The following is a 22,292-nucleotide window of genomic DNA, read 5'->3' on the forward strand; positions in this document are numbered from 1 at the left end:
TTGACTCACAACGAATCACGCCACTAGGCGGGAGGTATCTGTCATGCCTGAAAACCACATCAATACGAAACGCAAGACCGGTCTGGAATGGAAGGCTGCCGCCTGGGCCGTGCACCACCCGAGCTTGTCGGTGGGCTTGCCAGCACTGGGGTACGCCGCCACTTCGGCTCCCGAGATCACCGCATGGGCCGCTGGGACGGGCCTGGCAGCCTCGATCGCCTGGGCACGCGCCCACCCCGGCAGCTTCGACCGGATCGTCATGCCGCACTTGCGGACTGCTCGTCGCCGTTGGCTCTCCCTGACCTACACAGGCCCGGCGTGGCGGCGGAACATGCGCGAGATCGGCCTGACCCGCCAGCACCCTGACACCGGGGAACTCCTCGTCCCGCGGGTGACCAAGCTCCGGGCGCACTCCCCGCACGTCGAAACCGTGTGGGTCAAACTCCTGAAAGGCCAGACGCACAAGCTGTGGACCGATGCCCTCGAAGCCCTCGCCGTGGCGTTCAACGCTGAGCGGGTCTCGATCGAGAAGGTGAAACCGCAGATCGTGGCGTTGATCGTGCAGCGGACCGAGCCGTTCACTGCTGTGATTCCCGCTCCGGATCTGGTTGAGGATGCCGAAGAGATCGACTTGACCTCGGTGTACCTCGGTCTGGACGAATACGGAGCCGAGTGGCGTGAATCGGTCGTGGACAACCACATGCTTTTTGCCGGGGCTTCCCGCTCGGGGAAGAACTCGTGCACGTGGGCGCTGCTCCGATCGTTGGCGCCGCTCATCCGGGACGGGATTGTCCGGGTGTGGCTGTGCGACCCGAAACAGACTGAACTCGCGCTCGGCAAGGAGATGGCCTACCGGTACGGCTCCGGCGTTGGCGAGAGCGCCGAGGTGGTGAAGGAGTTCCTGGCCGATCAGCAACGCGTGCAGGCGCTCTTGCAGGAACAGGGCCTTCGGAAGTTCACACCGAGTGTCGAGACGCCGCTGAACCTCCTCGTTGCCGACGAACTCGGCGCGATGCTCGCCTACGGATCCGGGGACGAGAAGAACGACCGGGCGAACATGCGGACCATCCGCACCGGCATGGACCTCATCGGCTCCCAAGGCCTCGCCACCGGCCACGCCATGTGGGGCTTCGTCCAAGAGCCGACCAAGGATGTCGTGAGCTGCCGCGAGCTGTTCACCCTCCGCGTCTGCCTCCGCGCGACGAATGCGGCTCATGCCGACATGGTGCTCGGCGACGGGATGCGAACCCGCGGCGCGATCGCCGACGAGATCCCCGCCGTTCCCGAGAGTGCCGGCATCGGCTTCAAAGTCGCCCAGTACACCCGCACCCCGGTGCGCGTCCGAGCTGCCTACTCCTCGGACGCCGACATTCGCGAACTGGTCGACTTCGTGACCGACTCCTCGACCGGCACCGCCGAACCACACCTGCGCCTCGTCGCCTAACCCGATTACTCCTGAAGGGAGGAAACAAACATGACTGCACGACAAGCGAAACCATCCGATGATGCCGAAGAGGAGGCCAAGAAGGTCGCGAAGCTCCGCAAGAAGGTCGGGGAGGCTCGCCAGGTCCACCGGATCGCTGACGACCCGTACTTGAAGATCGTGGAACTCGACCGGTTCCGGACCTCGATCACCGGGGCACTGTGGTTCTTCCTGTCGGTCGGGCTCGCCTACACCACGGTCGGCGTCCACGACTTCATCGCCGAGGGCCTGACCATCGCCGAACCAATGTGGTGGGGCGCCTGGGCTGTCGAACCGGCTCTCGCCGGAATGCTCATCACCGTGCTCCGGTGGGAGGCGGCCATGCTCATGCGCGGCATCGCCATCGACTCGAAATGGGTCTCCTTCACGAAGTGGGCGCTGCTGGGCTCCACGCTCGCCATGAACGTGCTCTCCTCCCTCGACGGAACAACAGTCGAGAAGGTCCTGCACGTCGCCTTCCCCGGCCTGGTGTTCTGCCTCGCCGAGGTCATGCCGATCGTGCAAGACCGGTTCGCGATGGCACGGGCGAAGGTCCTCGCCGAGATCGCCAACCTCACGGCCGCCGCCGAACGGGAAGCCGCTCGCGAGACCGTGCCGGCCAAACCGGCTCCGGCATCGCCGCCGACGACCGTGGCGAGTCTCGAGGCTGAGCTTCCGTCTCGTCCTTCAGCTCCGGCTCCGGTCTCTCCGGGCTTGCCGCCGCTGACAACTTCGAACCCTGACCTGACGCCACCTGCGCACCTGACGCCGCCCAAGCTCCCCGCGCAGATCGCGCAGGGCATCGAGGCCAAGGCCGCTGAACTCGCCGACACCGGGCGGGCGATTACCGCGGCTGACGTGCAGGCCGTCATCAAACTGCCTGCCGCTATGGCCGAGCAGGCAGCCAAGTACTACGCCGCCGCACACGCCCCGGTGTAACCCGTTGCAACACAACGAAAGGCAATCACCATGTTCATGTCCTACATCATCTATTCCGGTACCTCGGACCTGCGCGACGCGATCCGATCCGGCTTCGAAGAATTCGGCTACAAGCTCGTGGCGGCCGAAACCCCCGAAGCCGCTGCCGCGATCGCCGAGAACGGCGGCGAGTACGTGACCATCGACTACTCCGGCGGCGACACCGCCACCGTCGCCGAGGTCCCGCACCGCAACCCGAAGGCGATCCTCGTCCCGCGGAACGCGAACGGAGAGATCGGGAGCGTCCTCGCCGTCGAGCTCATCCGCTCCTATATTGAAGCGGAATCCGGAACCTACGTCGCCGGGCTCGAAGCCCGCGCCGCCAAATTTCGGGGCTCGGACTCCTCCGAGTCATAAGGGCCCCAACCGAATCCGATCCTCAGCACGCGAAAGCCCGGACCAGTTCGCACCTGGTCCGGGCTTTGTGCTCTCCGCTAGCAGAAAGCAGGAAACTCCATGCAGCATACCGCCACCATCGACAACGACACCGAACTGCGCGCCTTGTTCACCCGACCGGGCTTCCGGGCCTGGAAGGACAAAGTGAAGTCCGTTCACGGTTGCGCTGCACCGATCAAGCTCCGCGGCTCCTCGACCATCACTCACAGGCACACCGGCGCCATCCTTAAGGAAACCGCGGGGTCGGTGTGGGTGCCGTGCGGGACACGCCGCGAGAACCTATGCCCGGCCTGCTCGCAGTGGTACGCCGAGGACGCGTTCCACCTCATCCGCGCCGGCCTCGATGGCGACGCAGCCAAGGGGATTGCCGCTGAGGTCGCCGACCGGCCCCGCTACTTCGTCACGCTCACACCGCCGTCCTTTGGGCCGGTCCACTCCCGCGTTGTCGGTGCCGGTGGCCGTCTCAAGCGGCCCTGCTCCTGCGGGGAGTGGCACCGCGAGGCTGACACGCGGCTGGGTACCGCCATCGACCTCGGCGCCTACGACTTTGAGGCTGCTGTGCTGTGGCAGGCCCACGCGGGGAAGCTGTGGCACCGGTTCACCATCGCGCTGCGCCGCCACCTCGCTCACGCCGCTGGCCTGAAGGTTGCGGAGTTCAAGGATGCTGCTCGGCTCTCCTACGCCAAGGTCGCCGAATACCAGCGGCGGGGCCTGATCCACTTCCATGCCGCGATCCGACTCGATGGCCCCGAGGGCGCTGCGACTCGTGCTCCGGTGTGGGCCACGAAGGAACGGCTCGCCGAAGCCATCCGTGCCGCCGCCGAGAACACGGTCATCACCGTCGCCCGGCGGACCGGGGAAGTGCTCGAGCTCCAGTTTGGTTCGCAGCTGGATCTGCGGGACATCACAGCTGCGGCCGGCGGTTCCGGGGAGGTGGGGGAGGAGGCCGACATCAAGTCCTCGCGGCTGGCCTCCTATATCGCCAAGTACGCCACGAAATCGACCGGCGCCCACGATGGGCCTGACCGCAAGATCCGATCCGAAGAGGACATCGACCGGCTGAGCGTCTCGGCGCACCACAAGGCCATGATGCACACCGCCTGGGAACTCGGCGGCCTCGACGCCTACGAGGAACTGAACCTGCGTCGCTGGGCGCACATGCTCGGTTTCCGCGGCCATTTCCTTACCAAGTCGCGCGCCTGGTCGACCACGCTCGGGGAGCTGCGGAACATCCGCGCCCGCTACCGCCTCGCCGAAACCCTCGCCGCGCTCGAGGTCGCCGAGGATGACGTGCTCGTCGTCAACGACTGGGAAGCGGTCGCCTTCGGCCACGACAACGACGCCGAACGCGAGTACGCCGCCGCCACCGCCGAATCCCTGCTAGATCGAAAACTCAACCGCGACAACAGAAAGGATCAGGACCGATGAGCCCACGAGTGATCGGTGTCGATGACGCCGCTATCTACATGTCCGTGCCGGTGCGGTTCATCCGACGCCTGGTCGCCGAGAAGCGCATCCGCTACTACAAGGTCGGCAAGTACGTCCGCTTCGCCAAGGAAGACCTCGACGACTTCCTCGGCGACGGGTGCTGCGAGGCGGTGCGTCATGGCTGAGGCCAAGAAGCCGAGAAAGCAGGCGCGCCGCGGTGACGGTTCGATCTACTGGGATGAGGCCAACGACTGCTATGTCGGCTCGATCTCCTTGGGCACCAAGCCAGACGGGAGCCGGAATCGTCCCAGCGTCCGGGGCGTGACACAGAAAGAAGTCCGCGCCAAGCTCAAAGAGCTTCGGGAAGACCACGACAACGGCATCGAGCTCGGCGACAGCTACACCGTCGAGCAGGCCTGCCGTGACTTCCTCAAACGTGGTCTGCCCACACAGGAGAAGAGCACGGTCAGCGGGGTCGTGACCCACATTGACAACCACATCATCCCTGACTTGGGCAAGGCCAAACTGAAGCGGCTGACGGCCGATGAGGTGGACGACTTCCTCGCAGGGCTGACCAAGAAGCGGGCGACGAGCTACATCGCGCGCATCCTCGGGACGCTACGTCGCGTGATCCGCTTCGCTCAGCGGCGCAACAAGGTCACGCGAAATGTCGCCGAGCTTGTGGAAGCGCCGGCCGGACTCGAAGGGCGTCCAAGTAAGGCTCTCACCTTCGAGCAGGGCAAGGCAATCCTGCGGGTCAAGAAGCGGGCCTGGGCTCAGGCTTACATCGCGACCTCGATGTTCACCGGCGTCCGTACTGAGGAAGCGCGGCCGCTCAAGTGGCAGCACACGCACCTCAACGCGGTGACGGGGGAGGAGTGCTCGTGCGGGCAGCGGCATCGCGAGGACTTGCCGCCGCACATCGAGGTCTGGCGATCGGTCCGAGTCCGCGGCGATATGAAGACCGAGAAGAGCCGGCGCACCATCGCCCTGCCGAGCTTCGTCGTTCGGATCCTCGCCGACTACCAGCTCGAGCAGATCGAGGATAGGAAGCGGAACGGCCACAAGTACGAGGGCATCGTCTATGTGTTCGGCACCCGCGAGGACACGGTGATGGAAGCGAAGAACGTCCGGCGCTACTTCAAGACGATTGTGGAGCGGGCGAAAGTGGAGGGGAATTGGGTGCCGAAGGAGTTGCGGCACACCTTCGTTTCGTGGATGTCGGACCGCGGCGTGCGCGACGAGTTGATCGCCGATCTCGTCGGTCACAAGAAGACCTCGACCACGCGGACGGTCTACCGGCACCAGCTTCGACCTGTGATTACGCGGGGCGCGGAGATCCTTGATGAGGAGTTTGGGCCGGACTTCTTGGAGTAAGGGTGAACTAGACTGGTGGGGGACGCCATGGTGAACCAGGACGTCCCTGCGCGAGTTTCCCTCAGGGAGTCGTGAATACGTCACTGACCTTGAGGTTCAGGCTGCTAGCTCACTTTGGAAACCAGCTCGAGGAGGCCTGTTGCGAACTCGAGTGCATCGCGGGGGATGCCACCGAGACCACCGACTACGGGCTCGATGATGGAGTAGAAGTACCTCAGCCCGCCGTGAATTGCGGTCTCATTCGGCTCGGGCGTCGCCAGCGTGTCCGCGACCGCCGCAAGAGCGCCGACTGCAGGCACTTGGATGTTTGGATCGAGACCGAGACGGTTCACCTGCTGGTGAATCTTCTCGATGATGGAGGCCAACTCGGTGAACGCCGGGCTGGTCTGCACCTGCCCGATCTGTACCACCTGCTCGGCCTGGCCGACGACATAGGACTCGGTAACGTCGCCCTCGATGATGACGCCTTCGTTGCTGCTGTAGTAGTTGTTGGTGATCGGTGTCGGCATGGATACCGGGACCCCCGAAATTGTCGGACCGGTGAGACGGATGGTCCCACGAACCTGCGTGGTCCTGGTGACCCGTACTGAGCGCTGCACCCTGACGCTCCTTGTGATCTTGCGCGAAGCCAAGGCTCCCCCTCGTGTGTCTGAACTATGGCCTGGCCGCCGGGCTTCAGATGCCCGTTGAAACGAGTGTAGCAGCAGGTGTCCGACTAAACGACCGTTAACCACAACATGTTGTGGTTAGCTTGTTGTTATCGCTCAACATGTTGTGGTTCGTTGGAATGTAGGTTGCCCGATCAATCCGAATGCCTTGGAGGGCAACGGGATTGACTGCCACGCGGCGGTTGGGCTTGAACATTGCAAGACCTTGAAGAGGGCTCGCCACGGGCCGGAAGGCGTGTTGGGGGTGGCTTTGAGGTGCTGTTGGCTCTGGATTTGGCTCTTACAGCAATGCCCCGGCTTGGTCAGCCGGGGCATTTCCTATGGTGCTCGATACTGGGATCGAACCAGTGACCCCTCGCGTGTGAAGCGAGTGCTCTCCCGCTGAGCTAATCGAGCGCGACGAGGCATAACTGTACCGGAATCCTTTGCGGAGGGGTGCCGTGGGGGGTCTTGCGTACCGGTGGTCACAGGGCGGGTGGCGGGGCGGCGCTTGACAGGTGGGGGTGAGGTCGATATTCTTCGATGCGTTAAATCGTTTCAATTATGGCCTGGGCGCGTCTCCCCTGATACTTCGGCGCGTTTTCACAGGCCACATGCGTTTTCGAGGAGCCCCTTCCATGAGTCCTCCCACCATGTTTCGCAAAGTCGTCGCCGTGTCGCTCGTCGGCGCGCTGGCCGGGGCCGGGGTCACCGCCTCGGTGCAGTCGCACGGCGGCGGCCACGATGACAAGATCCAGCTCGAGCGCCTCGACCGCGGCCTCGTGGCGGCCGTGACCGGCGAGGGCGTGTTCCTCAGCTGGCGCCTGCTCGCCGATGAAGTGTCCGGTTATAACGATTCAGGTCTGACCGGCGCCACCTTCAGGGTCTACCGGGACGGCAAGAAGATCGCCACCGTCTCGGACTCGACCAACTTCCTCGACGAGAACGGGGACGCCGACGCGGAGTACAAGGTCGTCGCCTACGAGCGCGGATGGCCCACCGACATCTCGGACGAAGTCACCCCCTGGTCCGAGGAATACCTCGACATCCCGCTGGAGAAGCCCGCCGACGGGGTCACCCCCGCCGGAGAGGCCTACACCTATCGCGCCAACGACATCAGCCCCGGCGACCTCGACGGCGACGGCGACTACGAGTACGTCGTCAAGTGGGACCCCTCGAACTCGAAGGACGTCTCGCAGGTCGGTTACACCGGGCCCGTGCTCATCGACGCCTACACCCAGGAGGGCGAGCTGCTCTGGCGCATCGAGCCCGGGGTCAACATCCGGGCCGGCGCCCACTACACGCAGTTCCAGGTGTACGACTACGACGGCGACGGCATCTCCGAGGTCATGCTCAAGACCGCGCCCGGCACCAAGTCGACCTCCTACGTCCGCGGCGGCACGGAGCGGTACATCACGCTGCCCTCCGACGACGTGGAGGCCGGCGTCACGCACGAGGACGACTACCGGCTCTCGGCGGCGGGGTACTACGACCACCTCGTCCAGATGTTCATGGGCTGGGACCAGCACCCCGAGGTCCTGAAGGGCGACTGGCCCGCCACGATCGAGGCGGCCCTCGGGGCCGACGCCCAGTTCGACCTCGCCTACCCGCTCTCGCAGGAAGACGCGGAGACGCTCGCCGACCACTTCATCGACGTCTACGCGCCCTCGAGGTCCACGAGGAACCAGCTGCGGAACTTCGCCGGCTTCGTCCTCTCCGGACCCGAGTACCTGACCGTCTTCAACGGGCGCACCGGACTCGAGATGGACACGATCGACTTCCCGGTCGACCGCGACGACGACGGCCTCCTGTGGGGCGACTACGCCATGGCCCGCATCGAGCCGGGCAACCGCGTCGACCGGTTCCTGTCGGGCGTCGCCTACCTCGACGGGGAGCACCCGACGGCGATCTTCGCCCGCGGCTACTACACGCGGACGACGATCACCGCGATCGACTGGGACGGCGAGCGCCTCGAGCAGCGCTGGCAGGCCGACTCCGGCCATGCGCCGATGTCGAACCCGTTCAACGGTTCTCCGCACGGCGTGGAAGGTCCCGACCCCGAGTGGGGCACGCTGACGACGCAGGGCGACCACTCGCTGAGCGTGGCCGACGTCGACGGGGACGGCAGGCAGGAGATCGTCTACGGCGCCGCGACGCTGGACGACGACGGCTCGCTGCTGTACTCCTCGTACGCGACGATGCCGGAGGGCGCCAACAACCCCGGCACCCTCGCGAAGCTCGGGCACGGCGACGCCCTGCACGTGGGCGACTTCGACCCGGACCGCGACGGCCTGGAGATCTTCTCGGTCTTCGAGGGCGGCGCGTGGGCGCCGTACGGCTACGCGATGCGCGACGCCGAGACCGGTGAGGTCCTGTGGGGCGGCTACTCCGGCCGCGACACCGGGCGCGGCATGGTCGGCGACATCGACCCGGGCACACCGGGACTGGAGGCGTGGGCCTCGCTCCCGCCCGACCAGGCCGGCAACCCCGAGGGCCTCTTCACCGTGACCGGCGTGCCGATCGAGGGGCCGACTCCCGGCACCAACATGAACATCCGCTGGGACGCCGACCTGACGACCCAGATCGTGCACGGCGCTGACGCCGCCACGGTCGAGGAGACGACGATCCGCGACTACCAGGACGGTGTCGTGCTCGACGCCGCCGGAACCCTCACCAACAACTACACGAAGGGCAACCCGGGCCTGGTGGCCGACGTGCTCGGCGACTGGCGCGAGGAACTGCTGGTGCGCACCCGCGACTCCAGCGCGATCCGCGTCTTCCTCTCCACTGAGGTCACCGACCACAAGCTGTTCACGCTCATGCACGACCCGCAGTACCGGGTCGGCGTGGCGAACCAGCAGACCACCTACAACCAGCCGCAGTACACGAGCTTCTACATGGCGGCGGACATGGACTTCGGCGAGGTCGAAGTGCCGGACTACCACACGCCCCGGTACGGCCGGTAGCAGCCGGATCTGAACGGGCGCAACAGGGCGGGGCTCCTCCGGGGTCCCGCCCTCAGTGCGTCCGGACCCGGCCGTGGCCCAATTGAGACGTGGGATGATACGAGGAATTCACTCTGAAGTCTTGCGTTCGACCCGCTGTTGCGGTTGAGTGAAAACCGCCCCCATCATCCCGCCTCCGGCGCCCTTTGGCGCCGAGGTCCCATTCGACAGCATTGGAGTCTTCCTGTGCGTTCCCTCAGACGCCGAGCCCGGCTCGCGACGGCGGCCGCTGGCGCGGTCATCGTCGGCGCGACCGGACTCGTCTTCGCCTCCTCCGCCTTCGCGGACGTCGACGTCGTGAACATCGGCGAGGTCCAGGGCTCGATCGCCGACGGCGACACCGACTTCACCTCGCCTCTCGCCGGCCAGACGGTCTACGTGCAGGGCGTGGTCACCCAGGAGACCCTCGACCCCTCCGGCAACAAGGGCTTCTTCCTGCAGGAGAAGGCCGACGCCACGGACGGCGACCCGCTCTCCTCCGACGGCATCTTCGTCTTCAACAACAAGTTCTCGACCGTCCGCACCCTCAACGGCTCGCCCGCGCAGACCGAGCTGGGCGCGAACTGGACCGTGAAGGTGGGCGACGAGATCGTCGTGCGCGCCGTGGTCGGCAACTACTTCGGGAACATCCAGTTCAGCGGCGGCTCCACGTACGTCTACGACGTGGTCGAGTCCGGCCTGGACCCGCTCGCCGCGATCGAGACGGTCGAGGTCGACCCGCCGGACAGCGCCAAGGCCTCCACCGAGTACTTCCGCCGCCACCTCGGCATGCAGCTCACGGTCCCCGCCGACTCGGTGGTCACCGCCGGTCGCGACGTGTACTCCAGCGGCGGCGAGGTCTGGGCGATGCGCGGCGACAGCGCCGCGGCCCAGCAGGAGGACTACGCGGCCCGCGCCTACCGCGACGCGCACCCGCTCGACACGGTCGAGGGGAACTTCGACGACGGCAACGGCTACCTGTTCGTCATGGGCGACATGGGCATCCGCGCCACCGAGGGTACGAACGAGACGATCATCGCCCCGGCCAAGACCTACGACGTCATCACCGAGGCCAACACCGGCGGCGTGTACCTCTCCTTCGCGAAGTACGGCATCCAGGTCGCGAACGACCTGGCGCTCGAAGTCGGCCTGGAGCCGGCCGAGAACCAGCCGGTCGAGCCCGCGGGCCGCAACGAGGCCGCGATCGCCTCGTACAACATCGAGAACCTCTACGACTTCCGCGACAACCCGGACTCCGGCTGCGACTTCACCGGCAACACCGGCTGCACCGACGCCGAGGACCCCGAGGGCAACGTCAAGCCGCCCTTCAACTACGTCCCGGCCTCCTATGAGGAGTACGACGCGCAGCTGCAGCGCCAGGCCGGGCAGATCATCGACGACCTGCACAGCCCCGCGATCCTGATGACCCAGGAGGGCGAGGCCCAGGACGTCTGCGCGGTCAATCCCGAGTGGACGAAGGACGCCGACCTCGGCATCGACCGCCTCGTTTGCGACCTGGTGAACACCGGCGACGCCAACACCGGCGGCGACGGCGCGCCCGACTCGATCCAGGAGCTCGCACTCGTCATCGCCGAGAACGGCGGCCCGACCTACCAGGCCGTGGGCGACCTCGACTCGGCCGACACCCGCGGCATCATGACCGGCTTCCTGTACCAGCCCAAGCTGGCCGGGCTGTCGAAGGTCAAGAGCTGGGACCCGGTCTTCGGCGACGCGCCGGAGGTCGAGTACCCGACCGAGGCCGACGCGATCAATGCCGACGTGCAGAACCCGAAGGCCCTCAACGCGGCGCTGCCGCAAGAGGTCATCGACCAGTGCACGAGCTCGGGCGTTTACGCCTGCAACGGCTTCGACGTCTTCAGCCGTCCGGCGCAGGTCGCGAAGTTCTACCTCAAGGACAAGTGGGGCCTCAAGGCCTCGGAGATCTACCTGATCAACAACCACTTCTCCTCGAGCCCGAACACCCGCGTGCTGCACCGCACCGAGCAGGCGAACTACCTGACCGCGATCAGCGCCGCGATCCTGGACAACGACGGCAGGGCGAAGGTCCTGGCCGGCGGCGACCTCAACGTCTTCCCGCGCCCGGACGACCCGTTCGCCGAGGGCCAGACGATCGCCGGCGACTGGGTCGGCCCGTCCGACCAGCTCGCGGGTCTGTACGAGGACTCGGGGCTCTCCAGCCTGCACGACTACATGCTGGAGGAGCACCCCGAGGCCGCCTACTCCTACACCTACATGGGGCAGACGCAGACCCTCGACCAGATGTTCGTCTCGCCGCGGCTGATGCGCGAGGTCGAGTCCGCGGTGTCCGCGCACATCAACTCGGACTACCCGGCCGACGCCTACGAGTTCGGCGAGGAGCCCGCTTACGGCGACTACGGTGTCTCCGACCACGATCCGTCCGTGGTCACGATCGACATCAGGTAGCACCAGCGCAAGACGAAGGGGCGGACCGAACGGTCCGCCCCTGCCACTTTGCGTTCAGTTGCAAGTCGTTAGAAGAGCTTCTTCGCATTCGTGATCGCTTCGGCCAGGGCCTCGATCGAGGCGGCGGCGAGGCCGTAGGAGTACATGGGCTCGGCCTCCCAGCCGACGATCTGTCCTTCCTGGACGGCCGGGAGGGCGGTCCAGGTCGGGAACTCGGTGAGCTGGTCGGGCTGGAGCGACTGGACGCGGTTGTCGAGGAGCAGGAGGTCGGCCTGGTACTTGTCGACGTTCTCCCAGGACAGGAACTCGAAGTAGGAGCCGGTGGCCTCGTCGAGCGCGTCGGGCACGATGATGTCGACGCCCAGCTCCATGAAGAAGCGGGTGTCGTTGCCCATGAGCGGGCTGGAGGCGTAGAAGGTGTCCGCGGCGGCGGCGCACGCGAGGACCTTCACGGGGTTCGCGGCGGCGGCGGCCTTCAGGGCCTCGACGGCGGCGTCGTAACGCTCCTTGTTGGCGACGTTCTCGTCCGAGTCGAGGTCGGCGCCAAGGGATTCGGCGAGCTCGGCGTGGCGGCCGATGACCTGGTCGAGGGTGTTCGACAGGCCCTCGTCGTTGGCGCTGAGCGCGGTCACGGGCGCGAGGCTCGTGATGTCGGCGGAGGTCTCGGCGGGCACGTACCAGAGCGAGGCGGGGTCGATGTAGAAGTGCGTGAACATGGCCTCGGGTCCGTAGGCCGCGTAGGCCTCGACGTCGAACTCGCCGTAGACGTTGCCGAAGACCTCGAGGTCGGCGACGGGGAGGTTCCCGGCCTGGGTGGTCGGCGAGCCGTCCTCGTTCGTGGTGGGGCCGTAGACCGCGGGGATCTCGATGCCGAAGTCGTACAGCGCGGCGGCCATGCCGGTGAACGCGACGATCTTCGTGGGGACCGCGTCGAGCTCGGTCGTCTCACCGCGGTCGTCGGTGAACTCCCAGGGGCCGGAGTCGGCCGAGTCTTCGGAGGTCTCGTCGTCGCCACCGCCGCAGGCGGCGAGGACGCCGGTCAGTCCGAGGGCGCCGCCGCCCGCGAGCAGGCCGCGGCGGCCGAACTTGACGCTGTCGGCATCGAAAGCCATGTGTTTCTCCTTCTTGAAGGGCGATTGAGGGCCGGACTGGGAACGGCTCTCGGACGCGGTCTGGCCGATCGAAGGTTAGGCTAACCTCATCAGATTCCGGCCCTCTGAACTGGGGCCCTCACGTGGCGTCAACCACTGGCCCTGCGGCTAGGAGGTGAGCGGCTGTGCCGCGGTGAGCCCTTCGGCGATCAACTCGAGCTCGACGGCGCCGCCGACGTGCGAGTACACCGGTTCGGCGTTCCACGTGTACAACTGCCCCGCCGCGACGGCCGGAAGCGCCGCCCAGGTCGGGTAGTCGGCCAGCAGCTGCTCGGCCGTGATGTTCCCGGTGCGCTGATCCAGGAAGATCGCGTCGGCCTCGTACTTGTCGATGTTCTCCCAGGACAGGAGCTCCCAGTAGTCGTTCTGGTCGGGGTTGTCGGGCACCACGAAGTCCACGCCGAGTTCGACGCTCTTGGCGAGGAGGTTGAACGTGGGCGGATTGGCGATGTAGAGCCCGTCGGGCCAGGCGCCCACCGCCATCGCCTTGAGCGGCTTGTCCGCGATCGCGGCGGCGATGCCCCCCGCCGCGGCGCCGAAGCGCTCCACGCCGGCGGCGTCGTCCTCCGAGGCCAAGTCCGCCCCGAGCGCTTCCGCAAGGGACGCATGGCGGTCGATGATCTCGTCGATCGTGGGCCTGGAGACCTCGATGCCGATGGCCGGTGCGAGGGACTCGACCTCCTCAAGGCGCTCCTCGGGCACGAACCACAGGTCGAAGCCCTCGTAGTAGTGCGAGACGATGAGTTCGGGGTTCAGCTCCGCGTACTTCTCGACGTCGAACTCGCCCCAGACGTTCCCCAGGATCGTCAACTCCTCCACGGGCATGCGCCCGGCCTGGATGTCGGGGGCGCCGTCGGGGAGCGTGGTCGGCCCGAACACGGCCGCGACCTCGACGCCGTAGTCGTAGAGCGCGGCGGCGAGGCCGGTGAACGCGACGATCTTCGTCGGGACCGCGTCGAGCTCGACGTCCTGCTGGTCGCGCTCGTCGAGGAACTTGAACGGACCCGACCCGGCGCCGTCGCCTTCGGTGCCGGCGTCCACGTCAGAGCCGCAGGCCGCGAGCAGAGAGGCGGCGCCGAGGCCGCCGCCGGCCGCGAACAGTCCGCGACGGGAGAGGCCCTGGTTCTTGGAGCTCTGACGTGCGGGAACGAGCTGCGGTCGGACGCGGAGTGGCACGGGGAACTCCTTTAGGGGGAGAGCGAGGATGGCCGGGGTTTCGGGGTTAGGTTAGCCTAAACAAAACCGCTGTCACTATCCCTCCGGAGTCCGCACTTGTCAACCGCCCAACGCGCCAGGGAGCAGGCCCCGGCGCTCGATTCGCCAAGGGGCGGAGGCCGACCCGTGCCGCGCTCGCGCACGGGTCGCCGCATACTCGGGCTCCTCGTCCTCGTCGCCGCACTGGCCGTCCTCGCGGTCCTCAGCGTCGCCGTCGGCTCCCGCGCGATGGACCTCGGCCAGGTCTGGGCCGGGCTCACCGACCCGGCCTCCGAGTCCTACCCCGTGGTCACCGAGCTGCGCGTGCCCCGCACCGTGCTCGGCCTCGCCGCCGGCGCCGCCCTCGGCCTCGCCGGGGCCCTCATGCAGGCCATGACCCGCAACCCCCTCGCCGACCCCGGCCTCCTCGGCGTCAACACCGGCGCCGCCGCCGCGGTCGTGACCGCCTCGTTCTTCTTCGGCTCCTTCGGGTTCACGCAGACCATCCTGTTCGCGTTCGCCGGTGCCGCCGTCGCCTCCGTGGCCGTCTACCTCATCGCAGGCGCCGCCGCGGCGACCCCCGCGCGGCTCGCGCTGGCCGGGGCCGCGGTGACCGCCGCCGGGTACGCGTACGTCTCGGCGATTCAGCTCATGAGCGCGGCCACGCTCGACCAGATGCGGTTCTGGTCGGTCGGCTCGCTCGTGAACGCGCATGTGGCGCCGATGCTGCCGGTCGTGCTCCTCATCGGCGGCGCGGCCCTGGTCGGCGTCCTGCTCGCGCGCCCGCTCAACGCCCTCGCGCTCGGGGACGCGACCGCGACCGGTCTCGGCGTGGACCCCCGGGTGCTGCGCGTGGCCGGGATCGCCGCGATCACGGTGCTCGCCGGCACGGCCACGGCCGTGTGCGGCCCGATCGTCTTCGTCGGTCTCGTTGTGCCGCATGTGGTCCGGGCCTTCACCGGACCGGACCAGAACTGGGTCCTGCCCTATTCGATGCTCTCGGGCGCGGCGTTCCTCGTCGCCGCCGACGTGCTCGGCCGCGTGATCGCCCGCCCGGCCGAAGTGCAGGTCGGCATCGTCTGCGCCGTCGCGGGCGGCCCGTTCTTCCTCTACCTGGTGAGCCGCAGGAAGGTGGCCCGGCTGTGAGCACCCTGACCTCCGGATCGACGGTCGTGCGCCTCGGCGAGAGCTCGATCCGCCTGCGCCACCGCACGATCGCCGCGATCCTCGGCTCGCTCGCCGTCCTCGTCGCCGTCAGCCTGTGGTCGGCCGCGACCGGCTCCACCGCGCTCGGCCTCGAACGGACCTGGGCGGCACTGATCGACCAAGGCACCAAAGGAGACGAGTTCATCCTCTGGGACCTGCGCCTTCCGCGCCTCGTCACCGGCCTCGCGGTCGGCGCGTGCATGGGCCTCTCCGGCGCCCTGTTCCAGACCCTCACCCGAAACCCCTTGGGCAGCCCCGACATCCTGGGCCTGACCCAGGGCGCGACCTCCGGGGCGCTCATCGCGATCGTCCTCACCAACGCGACCCTCCAGCTCACCGCCGGGTTCGCCGCCCTCGGCGCCCTCGCCACCGGCCTGGTGATCTGGGCCCTCACCCGCGGCGGCGACCCGTCCGGGTACCGGCTCGTGCTCGTGGGCATCGGCGTCGCGGCGATCCTCGCGGGCATCAACGGCTACCTGCTCACCCGCACCAACACCATCGACGCGTTCCGCGCGGTCTACTGGCTCACCGGCGACCTCTCCGGCCGCGACTGGGAACAGGCCAGGATCGTCGCGCTCGTCCTGGCCGCCGGGGTCATCGTCGTCGCGTTCCTCTCCCGGGGCCTGGACGCACTGCGCTTCGGCGAGGCCACCGCGACCGGTCTCGGCGTGCACGTCACCGGCACTCGCGTCGTCGCGCTCATCGCCGCCTCGGTGCTCATAGCCGGGGCCGTCGCCGTCGCCGGGCCGCTCGCGTTCGTCGCGCTCGCGGCCCCGCACATCGCCGCCCGCCTCACCGGCTCGGCCCGCAGTTTCCTGGTGTCCGCCATCGTCGGCGCGCTCATCGTCACCGCGGCCGACGCCGTGGCGGTGGCCGGGGTCGGCGAACGCCAGCTGCCCACCGGGGTCGTCACCGGCGTCGTCGGCGGCCTCTACCTCGTCTGGCTGCTCATCGCTCAACGCAAGAAGGGGGTCATGTCGTGACCGCTGCTGGTCCACTGGTCGTCGAAGACGCCACCATCGGCTACGGCCGCGTCGCCATCAGCGAAGGGCTCAGCGTGGACATCCCCGAAGGGGAGTTCACGGTCATCCTGGGCCCCAACGCCTGCGGCAAGTCCACGCTGCTGAAGGCCTTGGCGCGCATGCTCAAACCCTCGGCCGGACGCGTGCTGCTCGACGGCAAGGACATCCACTCCCAGCCCACCCGCGCCGTCGCGCGCCGCCTCGGCCTGCTGCCGCAGTCGCCGATCGCGCCCGACGGGATCACCGTGGCCGACCTCGTCGCCCGCGGCCGCTACCCGCACCAGGGGCTCCTGAAGCAGTGGTCGGCCGACGACGAACGCGTGGTCGCAGAAGCCATGGCCGCCACCGACATCTCCGAACTCGCCGACCGCGGCGTGGACGAGCTCTCCGGCGGCCAGCGCCAGCGCGTGTGGATCGCGATGGTCCTCGCCCAGCAGACGCCGCTGCTGCTGCTCGACGAGCCGACCACGTTCCTCGACATCACGCACCAGATCGAGGTCCTCGACCTGTGCGCGAAGCTCCACCGCGAGGGCCGGACCCTCGTGGCGGTGCTCCACGACCTCAACCAGGCCGCGCGCTACGCGACGCACCTCATCGCGATGCGCGACGGCGAGGTCGTCGCCGAGGGCGCCCCGGCCGAGATCGTGACCGCCGAGACCGTGAAGCAGGTCTTCGACCTGCCGTGCCGCATCATCGACGACCCCGAGACCGGGACGCCGCTGGTCATTCCGAAGGCACTGGCTTCAGCGCCGCTTTAGCGGTCCGGCGTTCCACTTCGAGCCCCGCGATCAGGACGATCACGATGGCGCCCAACTGGAGTGCCGTGTTGACGAGGCCGAGCGGGGCGACCAGGAGCACCACCGCCGCGAGGGCCACGCGCTCCCAGGGCCTGGGCAGCGGCATCGAGAACCGCAGTCCGGCCGTGCCGAGCAGGAACATCGCCACACCGCCGGACAGCAGCAGCGTCGAGGCGGGGTCGAGCGGTTCCATGGCGTGCCCGACCGCGTGCTTGAGGCCCGCGGCGGTGACCAGGATGCCGATGAGCACCGGGATGAACGAGTAGGACAGGCCCACCAGGACCTTCCGCACGCGCTTCACCGCATCCGTTGTGGCGGTGAGCGCGTGCTCGGTCGCGGGGAGGTCGTGCACGAACAGCGACCACCACATGCACGCGCCGATCGCGAGGCCGAGGACCGCGGCGACGAGCAGGTCCGCGTCGATCGGCAGGCCGGCCGCGCCGATCCCGATGGCCACCACCGATTCGCCGAGGGCGACAATCACGACGAGGCCGTGCCGTTCGGTGATGTGCGCGGGGTGGAGGTTGAGGCCGCGCTGGCCGTGCCAGATCGGGACCGACCACACGATGGCCGTGGCCAGGCCCCAGAACACATAGCGCCACAGGCCTTCGGGGCCGAGTTCGGCGGCGAAGACGGCCGCGACCGCGGCGAGGTTCGCGATGAACACGGGTCCGAAGGCGCGGGCGGCCTGGAGGTACATGAGGCCGTGGACGAGCACGACCACGAGCAGTCCGACGGCGATCCAGAGGCCGCCGCTCTCGAAGGCGGCGGGGATGGTCAGGGCGATGACGAGCCATCCGGCCATGGCGATCAGGAGCAGGATCCGGCGGGCGGGGCGCTCGGGCGGGATCACGTTGGTGAGCCAGGAGTAGCCGGCGTAAATCCACCACAGGAAGCCGAACATGAGCACGGTCTGGAGCAGGCCGATGAGCGGGTCGTGGGCGATGATCGCGGTGAACTGGGCGACGGTGAACACGAAGATGAGGTCGAAGAACAGTTCCAGCGTGGAGACCGGGAGGTCGTCCTCGTCGGGCACGGGGTTGATGCGTTCGACGAACCATGAGGGAAGGATGCGGGTCACGACGATCGAGCGTAGCAGTCGGACGGTGTCGCCGATTATCCGTCCGACACGCTGAAACCGCTTGGGGCCCTTGTCGAAGGATTTATCGAAAAGGCCGGTTACTCCGCTATTCGAGGCGGGCGACCGGCAGTCGCACCTCGATCGAGGTGCCTTCGCCGGGCTCGCTGTCGAGGCGGATCTGTCCGCCGTGGGCGGCGACGATCGAGGACACGATGGACAGTCCGAGGCCGGAGCCGCCGGTGGCGCGCGAGCGCGAGGCGTCGGCCCGGTAGAACCGGTCGAAGACCTTCTGGCGGTGCTCGGCGGGGATGCCGGGGCCGCGGTCGGCCACGCGCATGACCGCCCAGCCGTTGCTCTGGGCGACGGAGACTTCGATGGCCGTGCCCTGCGGGGTGTGGACGCGGGCGTTGGTCAGGAGGTTCACGAGCACCTGCCGCAGCTGGCCCTCGTTGGCGACGACCGTGATCGCTTCGCGCGCATCGAGGGTGACCGGGTGGGTGGGGTCGGCGACCTCGGCGTCGTCCACGGCGTCCTGTGCGAGCTGGGTGAGTTCGACCAGTTCCCGGTCGCCGCCGACCTCTTCGTCGAGGCGGGACAGGACCATGAGGTCGTCCACGAGTTTCGCCAGTCGCGCGTTCTCGCTGCCGATGCGGCTCATGGCCCGGTCGAGCTTCTCGCCCTGGGGAGTGGCGCCGGACTCGTAGAGCTGGACGTAGCCGCCGATGGCGGTGAGCGGGGTGCGGAGTTCGTGTCCGGCGTCGGCCACGAACTGGCGGAGCCGCTCGTGCTGGCGGTCCCGCTGCGTGATCGCGTCGGTGAGGCGCGAGACCATCCGGTTGAGCGCCAACGACAACCGGCCCATCTCGGTGCGCGGGTCGGCGGCGGTGATGCGGTGGTCGAGGTTCCCGGTCGCGACGTGCTCGGCGTCGGCGACCATTTGGTCGACCACGCGCAGGCCGCGCCGGGTGATGATCCAGGCGGCGAGGATGCCGATGGCGGCGACGACCAGGCCGGTGACGACGACCGTGCGCGTCAGCGTCGAGATCGTGGCTTCGACGCCTTCCATCGAGGTGGCGAACACGATCGTGTAAGTCCCGGGGACGCCGTTGACACTGGCATCGATGTCGGCCGCGGTCACGGCCCGATAGGTCATGTCCCCGTCGACACTGTCGACGGTGAAGAAGCCGCTCTCGCTCGGCGGTGCGGCGATGGCGGGCAGCGAGTAGGGGGCGTCCTTGTATCCGGCGGGGAAGTCGAGCACGAGATCACCGGATTCGTCGAAGACGAGGAACGCGAACTCGTTGTAGAGGACCTCGTCGGAGGAGCCGTTGGCGGGGACCGAGCGGACGCTGCCTTGATCCAGCAGGCCGTGCAGTTTCTGGTCGACCTGGTCGATCAGGTGGCTCGAGACCGCCTGGACCGTGACGAAACCGATGATGCTCACCGCCACGATGAGCAGGACCGCCATGGCCGCGGCGATCTTCGTTCTGATGGCCACGCTCTACTCCTGTGGCGGGCGCAGCATGTAGCCGACCCCGCGGACGGTGTGGATGAGCCGCGGGCCGAGCTTGTCGAGCTTGCGGCGCAGGTAGAACACGTAGGTCTCGGCGAGGCTGGAATCGGTCTCGAAGTCGTAGCCCCAGACCTGACGCAGCAGCTCCGATTTGGACACGACGCGGCCGGTGTTGGCCGCGAGGTACCGCAGGAGCCGGAACTCGGTGGGGGACAGGTCGATCGTCTTGCCGTCGCGCGTCACCTGGTGGGCCGCGAGGTCGAGGATGAGGTCGGCCACGGCGACCGTGTCGCTTCCGCGCGAGGAGGCCGACTCCCTGCCGAGCGTGCGGCGCAGGACCGCCGAGACGCGCAGGCTGAGCTCTTCGAGCCGGAACGGCTTCATCAGGTAGTCGTCGCCGCCGGAGCCGAAACCGTCGCGCAGGTCGTCGGGGGCGGTGCGGGCGGTCAGGAAGATGATCGGGGTCTGGTCGCCGGAGGCCCGCATGCGGTCGGCCACGCCGAAGCCGTCGAGTCCGGGCATGTTCACGTCGAGGATGACCAGGTCGGGTCGCACCTTCTCCAAGGAGGCGAGCGCCTCGGTGCCCGAACGCGCCGCGGCGACCTCGTACCCCTGGAACGAAAGGGCTTCGACCAGCAGGTCGGCCAGGCTCTCCTCGTCATCCACTACGAGAAGACGCGCCGGGGACCCGTCGCCCCGGAGCGGCACCGCTGGCGGTGTAGCCCCGGCTGGCCCGCTGGTCGAAGTCATCCACCGCTCCTAAGTACTCGTCCGGGCCCCGGTCGGTTGCCCGCGCCCGCGTTCGCTCGGCCAGCCTATTTCACCCTTTGCGCCGCTGACAGGGTTCGGATGCGTTTCCAGGGGAGTTCTGGACGCGCTCTCAGCTGGCATTCAGCATTCGATTGGAGTGTCGTCCCCGGTGGTCTTCCGCCAGAAGTTACTGACTAGTAGTATTCGGGTGACACCGAACACTTGGAGGCAGAGCAATGGAGCCAGCCGTCAACACCGCAGCCTTGCAGGGCAGGGCCGCGTTCGTCACCGGCGCCAGCCGCGGCATCGGCGCGGCCATCGCCGTCGCGCTGGGCGCGGCCGGAGCCAAGGTGGCACTGTTCGCCAAGACCGGCGAGCCCCACCCGAAGCTCCCCGGGACCCTCTACGAGACCGCGAAGGCCATCGAAGCGGTCGGCGGCGAGGCGCTGCCCATCGTCGGCGACCTGCGCGACGCCGAATCCGTGGGGGAGGCCATCGACACCGCCGCCGCCGCGTTCGGCGGGCTCGACATCTGCGTCAACAACGCCTCCGCGCTCGACCTCACCGGCATCGGCGAGCTCAGCCTGAAGAAGTTCGACCTGATCACGGGCGTGAACCTGCGCGGCACCTTCGCCTCGATCAGCGCCGCCCTCCCGTACCTGCGCGGCTCCGACCACGCCCACCTGCTCACGATCAGCCCGCCGCTGAACACCGACTCCAAATGGTTCGCCGGCGGCCCGTACACGGCCACCAAGTACGGCATGACGATCATGACCCTCGGCGCTTCCGAGACCGAACCGGGCATCGCGGCGAACTGCCTGTGGCCCAGGACGACCATCGCCACCGCCGCCGTCGCGTACGCCCTCGGCGGGCAGCCGATGCTCGACCGCAGCCGCAAGCCCGAGATCGTCGCCGACGCCGCGCTGGCGATCCTCGCTAAGGACCCGAAGGCCTACACCGGCAACGCGGTCATGGTCGAGGACGTGCTCGCCGCCGAAGGCATCACGGACCTGTCGGGCTATGCCGTGGTACCGGGGCAGACCGATTTCCAGCCGGACATCTACGTCGACTAGGGCTTGAAGTCCTCGTCGGTGAGGCGCGCCAACTTGGCCTGCTCATCCTCGCGGCGGTCTCTGACCTGCTTCGGGACACCGGCGAGGACTACCCCGGCGAGCCCGGCCAGCACCGCGGCGATCACGACCCGGGGGACGCTCCACGGGGTCGGCTGGGTCTCGTACTCACCGACCTCGGCGCACGCACGCGGCTCGGCTTCGCCGTCGGCGCCGGTGGTCACGCAGATCGCGGCCGGGCTGACCTCTCGGCCCTCGAAATAGAGCACGCGCTCCTCGCCGGGCAGCGCCGTGAGGAACAGGAGCACTGCGAGGGCGAGCGTGAGCAGCGCCGTGACGACGGCGATCACGGGCGAGTCGGGAATCGCGAAGCGCGCCCGGCGCTTCGGCCCGTCTCCCATCGCTGGACCGACTGGATAGACCACGTATCAATGCTACGTCGCAGCACCTTCCGGCACCCGGTGCGGGATTGCCGCCGCGGACCGGTCCACCACCCACGCGATGCTGGAGCCGAACTCGCCTGAAGGCCCCGTGGCGCGGGGCGGCCTTCGCCGGCGTTGTCCCGTTCGGCCTTCGGGTGCGTGCGGCTTGCGGTCAAGGCGTCAGCGACGAAGCGGTGGGTGGTGGAGTGGGGGAGGGCGGCGGTGGCCGGCTCCGTTTCGGTTGGGGCGCAGTCGATCAGGCCGTCTGCGGGCGCGGAACGTGAAACCTTTTGCATCGTGTGGGTGATGCGGGCCGGCCTCAGAGCCTGGACAATTGAGGTACGTACAGGGATACGGAATCCGTGTAGG

19 protein-coding genes and 1 tRNA gene are annotated in these 22,292 nt (G+C 68.0%); 12 read left to right on the plus strand and 8 right to left on the minus strand.

The window, feature by feature from the left end:
- Window positions 1–43 precede the first annotated feature (43 nt).
- The 6 genes from ACFO8M_RS23460 (at window position 44) to ACFO8M_RS23485 (ending at window position 5,641) form a co-directional block, all read left to right on the plus strand.
- On the plus strand, window positions 44–1,444 hold the full coding sequence (locus ACFO8M_RS23460; RefSeq protein ID WP_387980072.1) for an FtsK/SpoIIIE domain-containing protein: 1,401 nt from the start codon (window positions 44–46) through the stop codon (window positions 1,442–1,444).
- 30 nt (window positions 1,445–1,474) lie between these two features.
- The gene (locus tag ACFO8M_RS23465) at window positions 1,475–2,401 is read left to right on the plus strand and encodes a hypothetical protein (protein WP_387980073.1); all 927 of its coding nucleotides are present in this window, start codon (window positions 1,475–1,477) and stop codon (window positions 2,399–2,401) included.
- A gap of 30 nt (window positions 2,402–2,431) precedes the next feature.
- A complete protein-coding gene (locus ACFO8M_RS23470; protein ID WP_387980074.1) occupies window positions 2,432–2,797 on the plus strand; it encodes a hypothetical protein in 366 nt (121 codons plus the stop codon).
- A 99-nt stretch (window positions 2,798–2,896) separates the two neighbouring features.
- Window positions 2,897–4,264: a replication initiator gene (locus ACFO8M_RS23475; protein ID WP_387980075.1), complete on the plus strand. Its 1,368-nt coding sequence runs from the start codon at window positions 2,897–2,899 to the stop codon at window positions 4,262–4,264.
- A complete protein-coding gene (locus ACFO8M_RS23480) occupies window positions 4,261–4,449 on the plus strand; it encodes an excisionase family DNA-binding protein (protein WP_387980076.1) in 189 nt (62 codons plus the stop codon). Before ACFO8M_RS23475 ends, ACFO8M_RS23480 begins: the two co-directional genes overlap by 4 nt.
- On the plus strand, window positions 4,442–5,641 hold the full coding sequence (locus tag ACFO8M_RS23485) for a tyrosine-type recombinase/integrase (protein ID WP_387980078.1): 1,200 nt from the start codon (window positions 4,442–4,444) through the stop codon (window positions 5,639–5,641). Before ACFO8M_RS23480 ends, ACFO8M_RS23485 begins: the two co-directional genes overlap by 8 nt.
- A 104-nt stretch (window positions 5,642–5,745) precedes the next feature.
- Here the strand turns inward: ACFO8M_RS23485 and ACFO8M_RS23490 are convergent, their stop codons facing one another.
- Window positions 5,746–6,150 carry a hypothetical protein gene (locus ACFO8M_RS23490; RefSeq protein WP_387980080.1) on the minus strand — a complete coding sequence of 135 codons (405 nt, stop codon included), beginning with the start codon at window positions 6,148–6,150 and terminating at the stop codon, window positions 5,746–5,748.
- A gap of 480 nt (window positions 6,151–6,630) precedes the next feature.
- A tRNA-Val gene (locus tag ACFO8M_RS23495) sits at window positions 6,631–6,705 on the minus strand.
- Window positions 6,706–6,926: 221 nt separating this feature from the next.
- Between ACFO8M_RS23495 and ACFO8M_RS23500 the strand changes: the two genes are divergently transcribed.
- On the plus strand, window positions 6,927–9,254 hold the full coding sequence (locus ACFO8M_RS23500; protein ID WP_387980081.1) for a rhamnogalacturonan lyase: 2,328 nt from the start codon (window positions 6,927–6,929) through the stop codon (window positions 9,252–9,254).
- Window positions 9,255–9,479: 225 nt separating this feature from the next.
- On the plus strand, window positions 9,480–11,717 hold the full coding sequence (locus tag ACFO8M_RS23505) for a hypothetical protein (RefSeq protein ID WP_387980083.1): 2,238 nt from the start codon (window positions 9,480–9,482) through the stop codon (window positions 11,715–11,717).
- 68 nt (window positions 11,718–11,785) lie between these two features.
- Here the strand turns inward: ACFO8M_RS23505 and ACFO8M_RS23510 are convergent, their stop codons facing one another.
- Both ACFO8M_RS23510 and ACFO8M_RS23515 read right to left on the minus strand, forming a co-directional pair.
- On the minus strand, window positions 11,786–12,829 hold the full coding sequence (locus ACFO8M_RS23510) for an ABC transporter substrate-binding protein (protein ID WP_387980084.1): 1,044 nt from the start codon (window positions 12,827–12,829) through the stop codon (window positions 11,786–11,788).
- A 147-nt stretch (window positions 12,830–12,976) separates the two neighbouring features.
- Window positions 12,977–14,044 (minus strand): ABC transporter substrate-binding protein, encoded by a 1,068-nt coding sequence (locus tag ACFO8M_RS23515; protein ID WP_387980086.1) that lies wholly within the window; start codon window positions 14,042–14,044, stop codon window positions 12,977–12,979.
- A 165-nt stretch (window positions 14,045–14,209) separates the two neighbouring features.
- On the opposite strand from ACFO8M_RS23515, the gene ACFO8M_RS23520 reads away from it, so the two are divergent.
- The 3 genes from ACFO8M_RS23520 to ACFO8M_RS23530 are packed head-to-tail and all read left to right on the plus strand — an operon-like array spanning window position 14,210 to window position 17,048.
- The gene (locus ACFO8M_RS23520; protein ID WP_387980088.1) at window positions 14,210–15,208 is read left to right on the plus strand and encodes a FecCD family ABC transporter permease; all 999 of its coding nucleotides are present in this window, start codon (window positions 14,210–14,212) and stop codon (window positions 15,206–15,208) included.
- Complete coding sequence (locus ACFO8M_RS23525; RefSeq protein WP_387980089.1) at window positions 15,205–16,251, plus strand: FecCD family ABC transporter permease; 1,047 nt, start codon at window positions 15,205–15,207, stop codon at window positions 16,249–16,251. Before ACFO8M_RS23520 ends, ACFO8M_RS23525 begins: the two co-directional genes overlap by 4 nt.
- On the plus strand, window positions 16,248–17,048 hold the full coding sequence (locus ACFO8M_RS23530) for an ABC transporter ATP-binding protein (RefSeq protein WP_387980090.1): 801 nt from the start codon (window positions 16,248–16,250) through the stop codon (window positions 17,046–17,048). Before ACFO8M_RS23525 ends, ACFO8M_RS23530 begins: the two co-directional genes overlap by 4 nt.
- Here ACFO8M_RS23530 and ACFO8M_RS23535 read toward each other — a convergent pair.
- The 3 genes from ACFO8M_RS23535 to ACFO8M_RS23545 form a co-directional block, all read right to left on the minus strand.
- Entirely contained in the window at window positions 17,014–18,168 is a 1,155-nt protein-coding gene (locus ACFO8M_RS23535; protein ID WP_387980092.1) for a low temperature requirement protein A, read from the minus strand. The two genes, ACFO8M_RS23530 and ACFO8M_RS23535, sit on opposite strands and share 35 nt — an antisense overlap.
- A gap of 106 nt (window positions 18,169–18,274) precedes the next feature.
- Complete coding sequence (locus tag ACFO8M_RS23540) at window positions 18,275–19,666, minus strand: sensor histidine kinase (protein ID WP_387980094.1); 1,392 nt, start codon at window positions 19,664–19,666, stop codon at window positions 18,275–18,277.
- A 3-nt stretch (window positions 19,667–19,669) separates the two neighbouring features.
- On the minus strand, window positions 19,670–20,347 hold the full coding sequence (locus ACFO8M_RS23545) for a response regulator transcription factor (RefSeq protein ID WP_387980096.1): 678 nt from the start codon (window positions 20,345–20,347) through the stop codon (window positions 19,670–19,672).
- Between the two features lie 320 nt (window positions 20,348–20,667).
- Here ACFO8M_RS23545 and ACFO8M_RS23550 point away from each other — a divergent pair, with 320 nt between their 5' ends.
- Window positions 20,668–21,504: an SDR family oxidoreductase gene (locus ACFO8M_RS23550; protein ID WP_387980097.1), complete on the plus strand. Its 837-nt coding sequence runs from the start codon at window positions 20,668–20,670 to the stop codon at window positions 21,502–21,504.
- On the opposite strand, the gene ACFO8M_RS23555 is transcribed toward ACFO8M_RS23550, so the two are convergent.
- Window positions 21,501–21,926: a hypothetical protein gene (locus tag ACFO8M_RS23555; RefSeq protein ID WP_387980099.1), complete on the minus strand. Its 426-nt coding sequence runs from the start codon at window positions 21,924–21,926 to the stop codon at window positions 21,501–21,503. The two genes, ACFO8M_RS23550 and ACFO8M_RS23555, sit on opposite strands and share 4 nt — an antisense overlap.
- Between the last annotated feature and the right edge of the window lie 366 nt (window positions 21,927–22,292).

It is taken from the genome of Glycomyces rhizosphaerae (assembly GCF_042647865.1).
GTDB classification, from domain to species: domain Bacteria; phylum Actinomycetota; class Actinomycetes; order Mycobacteriales; family Micromonosporaceae; genus Glycomyces; species Glycomyces rhizosphaerae.

What these genes read in the sequence shown, in the direction of transcription:
- ACFO8M_RS23460 (WP_387980072.1), top strand. Translation starts at nt 44, where the DNA reads ATGCCTGAAAACCACATCAATACGAAACGCAAGACCGGTCTGGAATGG.
- ACFO8M_RS23465 (WP_387980073.1), top strand. Translation starts at nt 1,475, where the DNA reads ATGACTGCACGACAAGCGAAACCATCCGATGATGCCGAAGAGGAGGCC.
- ACFO8M_RS23470 (WP_387980074.1), top strand. Translation starts at nt 2,432, where the DNA reads ATGTTCATGTCCTACATCATCTATTCCGGTACCTCGGACCTGCGCGAC.
- ACFO8M_RS23475 (WP_387980075.1), top strand. Translation starts at nt 2,897, where the DNA reads ATGCAGCATACCGCCACCATCGACAACGACACCGAACTGCGCGCCTTG.
- ACFO8M_RS23480 (WP_387980076.1), top strand. Translation starts at nt 4,261, where the DNA reads ATGAGCCCACGAGTGATCGGTGTCGATGACGCCGCTATCTACATGTCC.
- ACFO8M_RS23485 (WP_387980078.1), top strand. Translation starts at nt 4,442, where the DNA reads ATGGCTGAGGCCAAGAAGCCGAGAAAGCAGGCGCGCCGCGGTGACGGT.
- ACFO8M_RS23490 (WP_387980080.1), bottom strand. Translation starts at nt 6,150, where the DNA reads ATGCCGACACCGATCACCAACAACTACTACAGCAGCAACGAAGGCGTC.
- ACFO8M_RS23500 (WP_387980081.1), top strand. Translation starts at nt 6,927, where the DNA reads ATGAGTCCTCCCACCATGTTTCGCAAAGTCGTCGCCGTGTCGCTCGTC.
- ACFO8M_RS23510 (WP_387980084.1), bottom strand. Translation starts at nt 12,829, where the DNA reads ATGGCTTTCGATGCCGACAGCGTCAAGTTCGGCCGCCGCGGCCTGCTC.
- ACFO8M_RS23550 (WP_387980097.1), top strand. Translation starts at nt 20,668, where the DNA reads ATGGAGCCAGCCGTCAACACCGCAGCCTTGCAGGGCAGGGCCGCGTTC.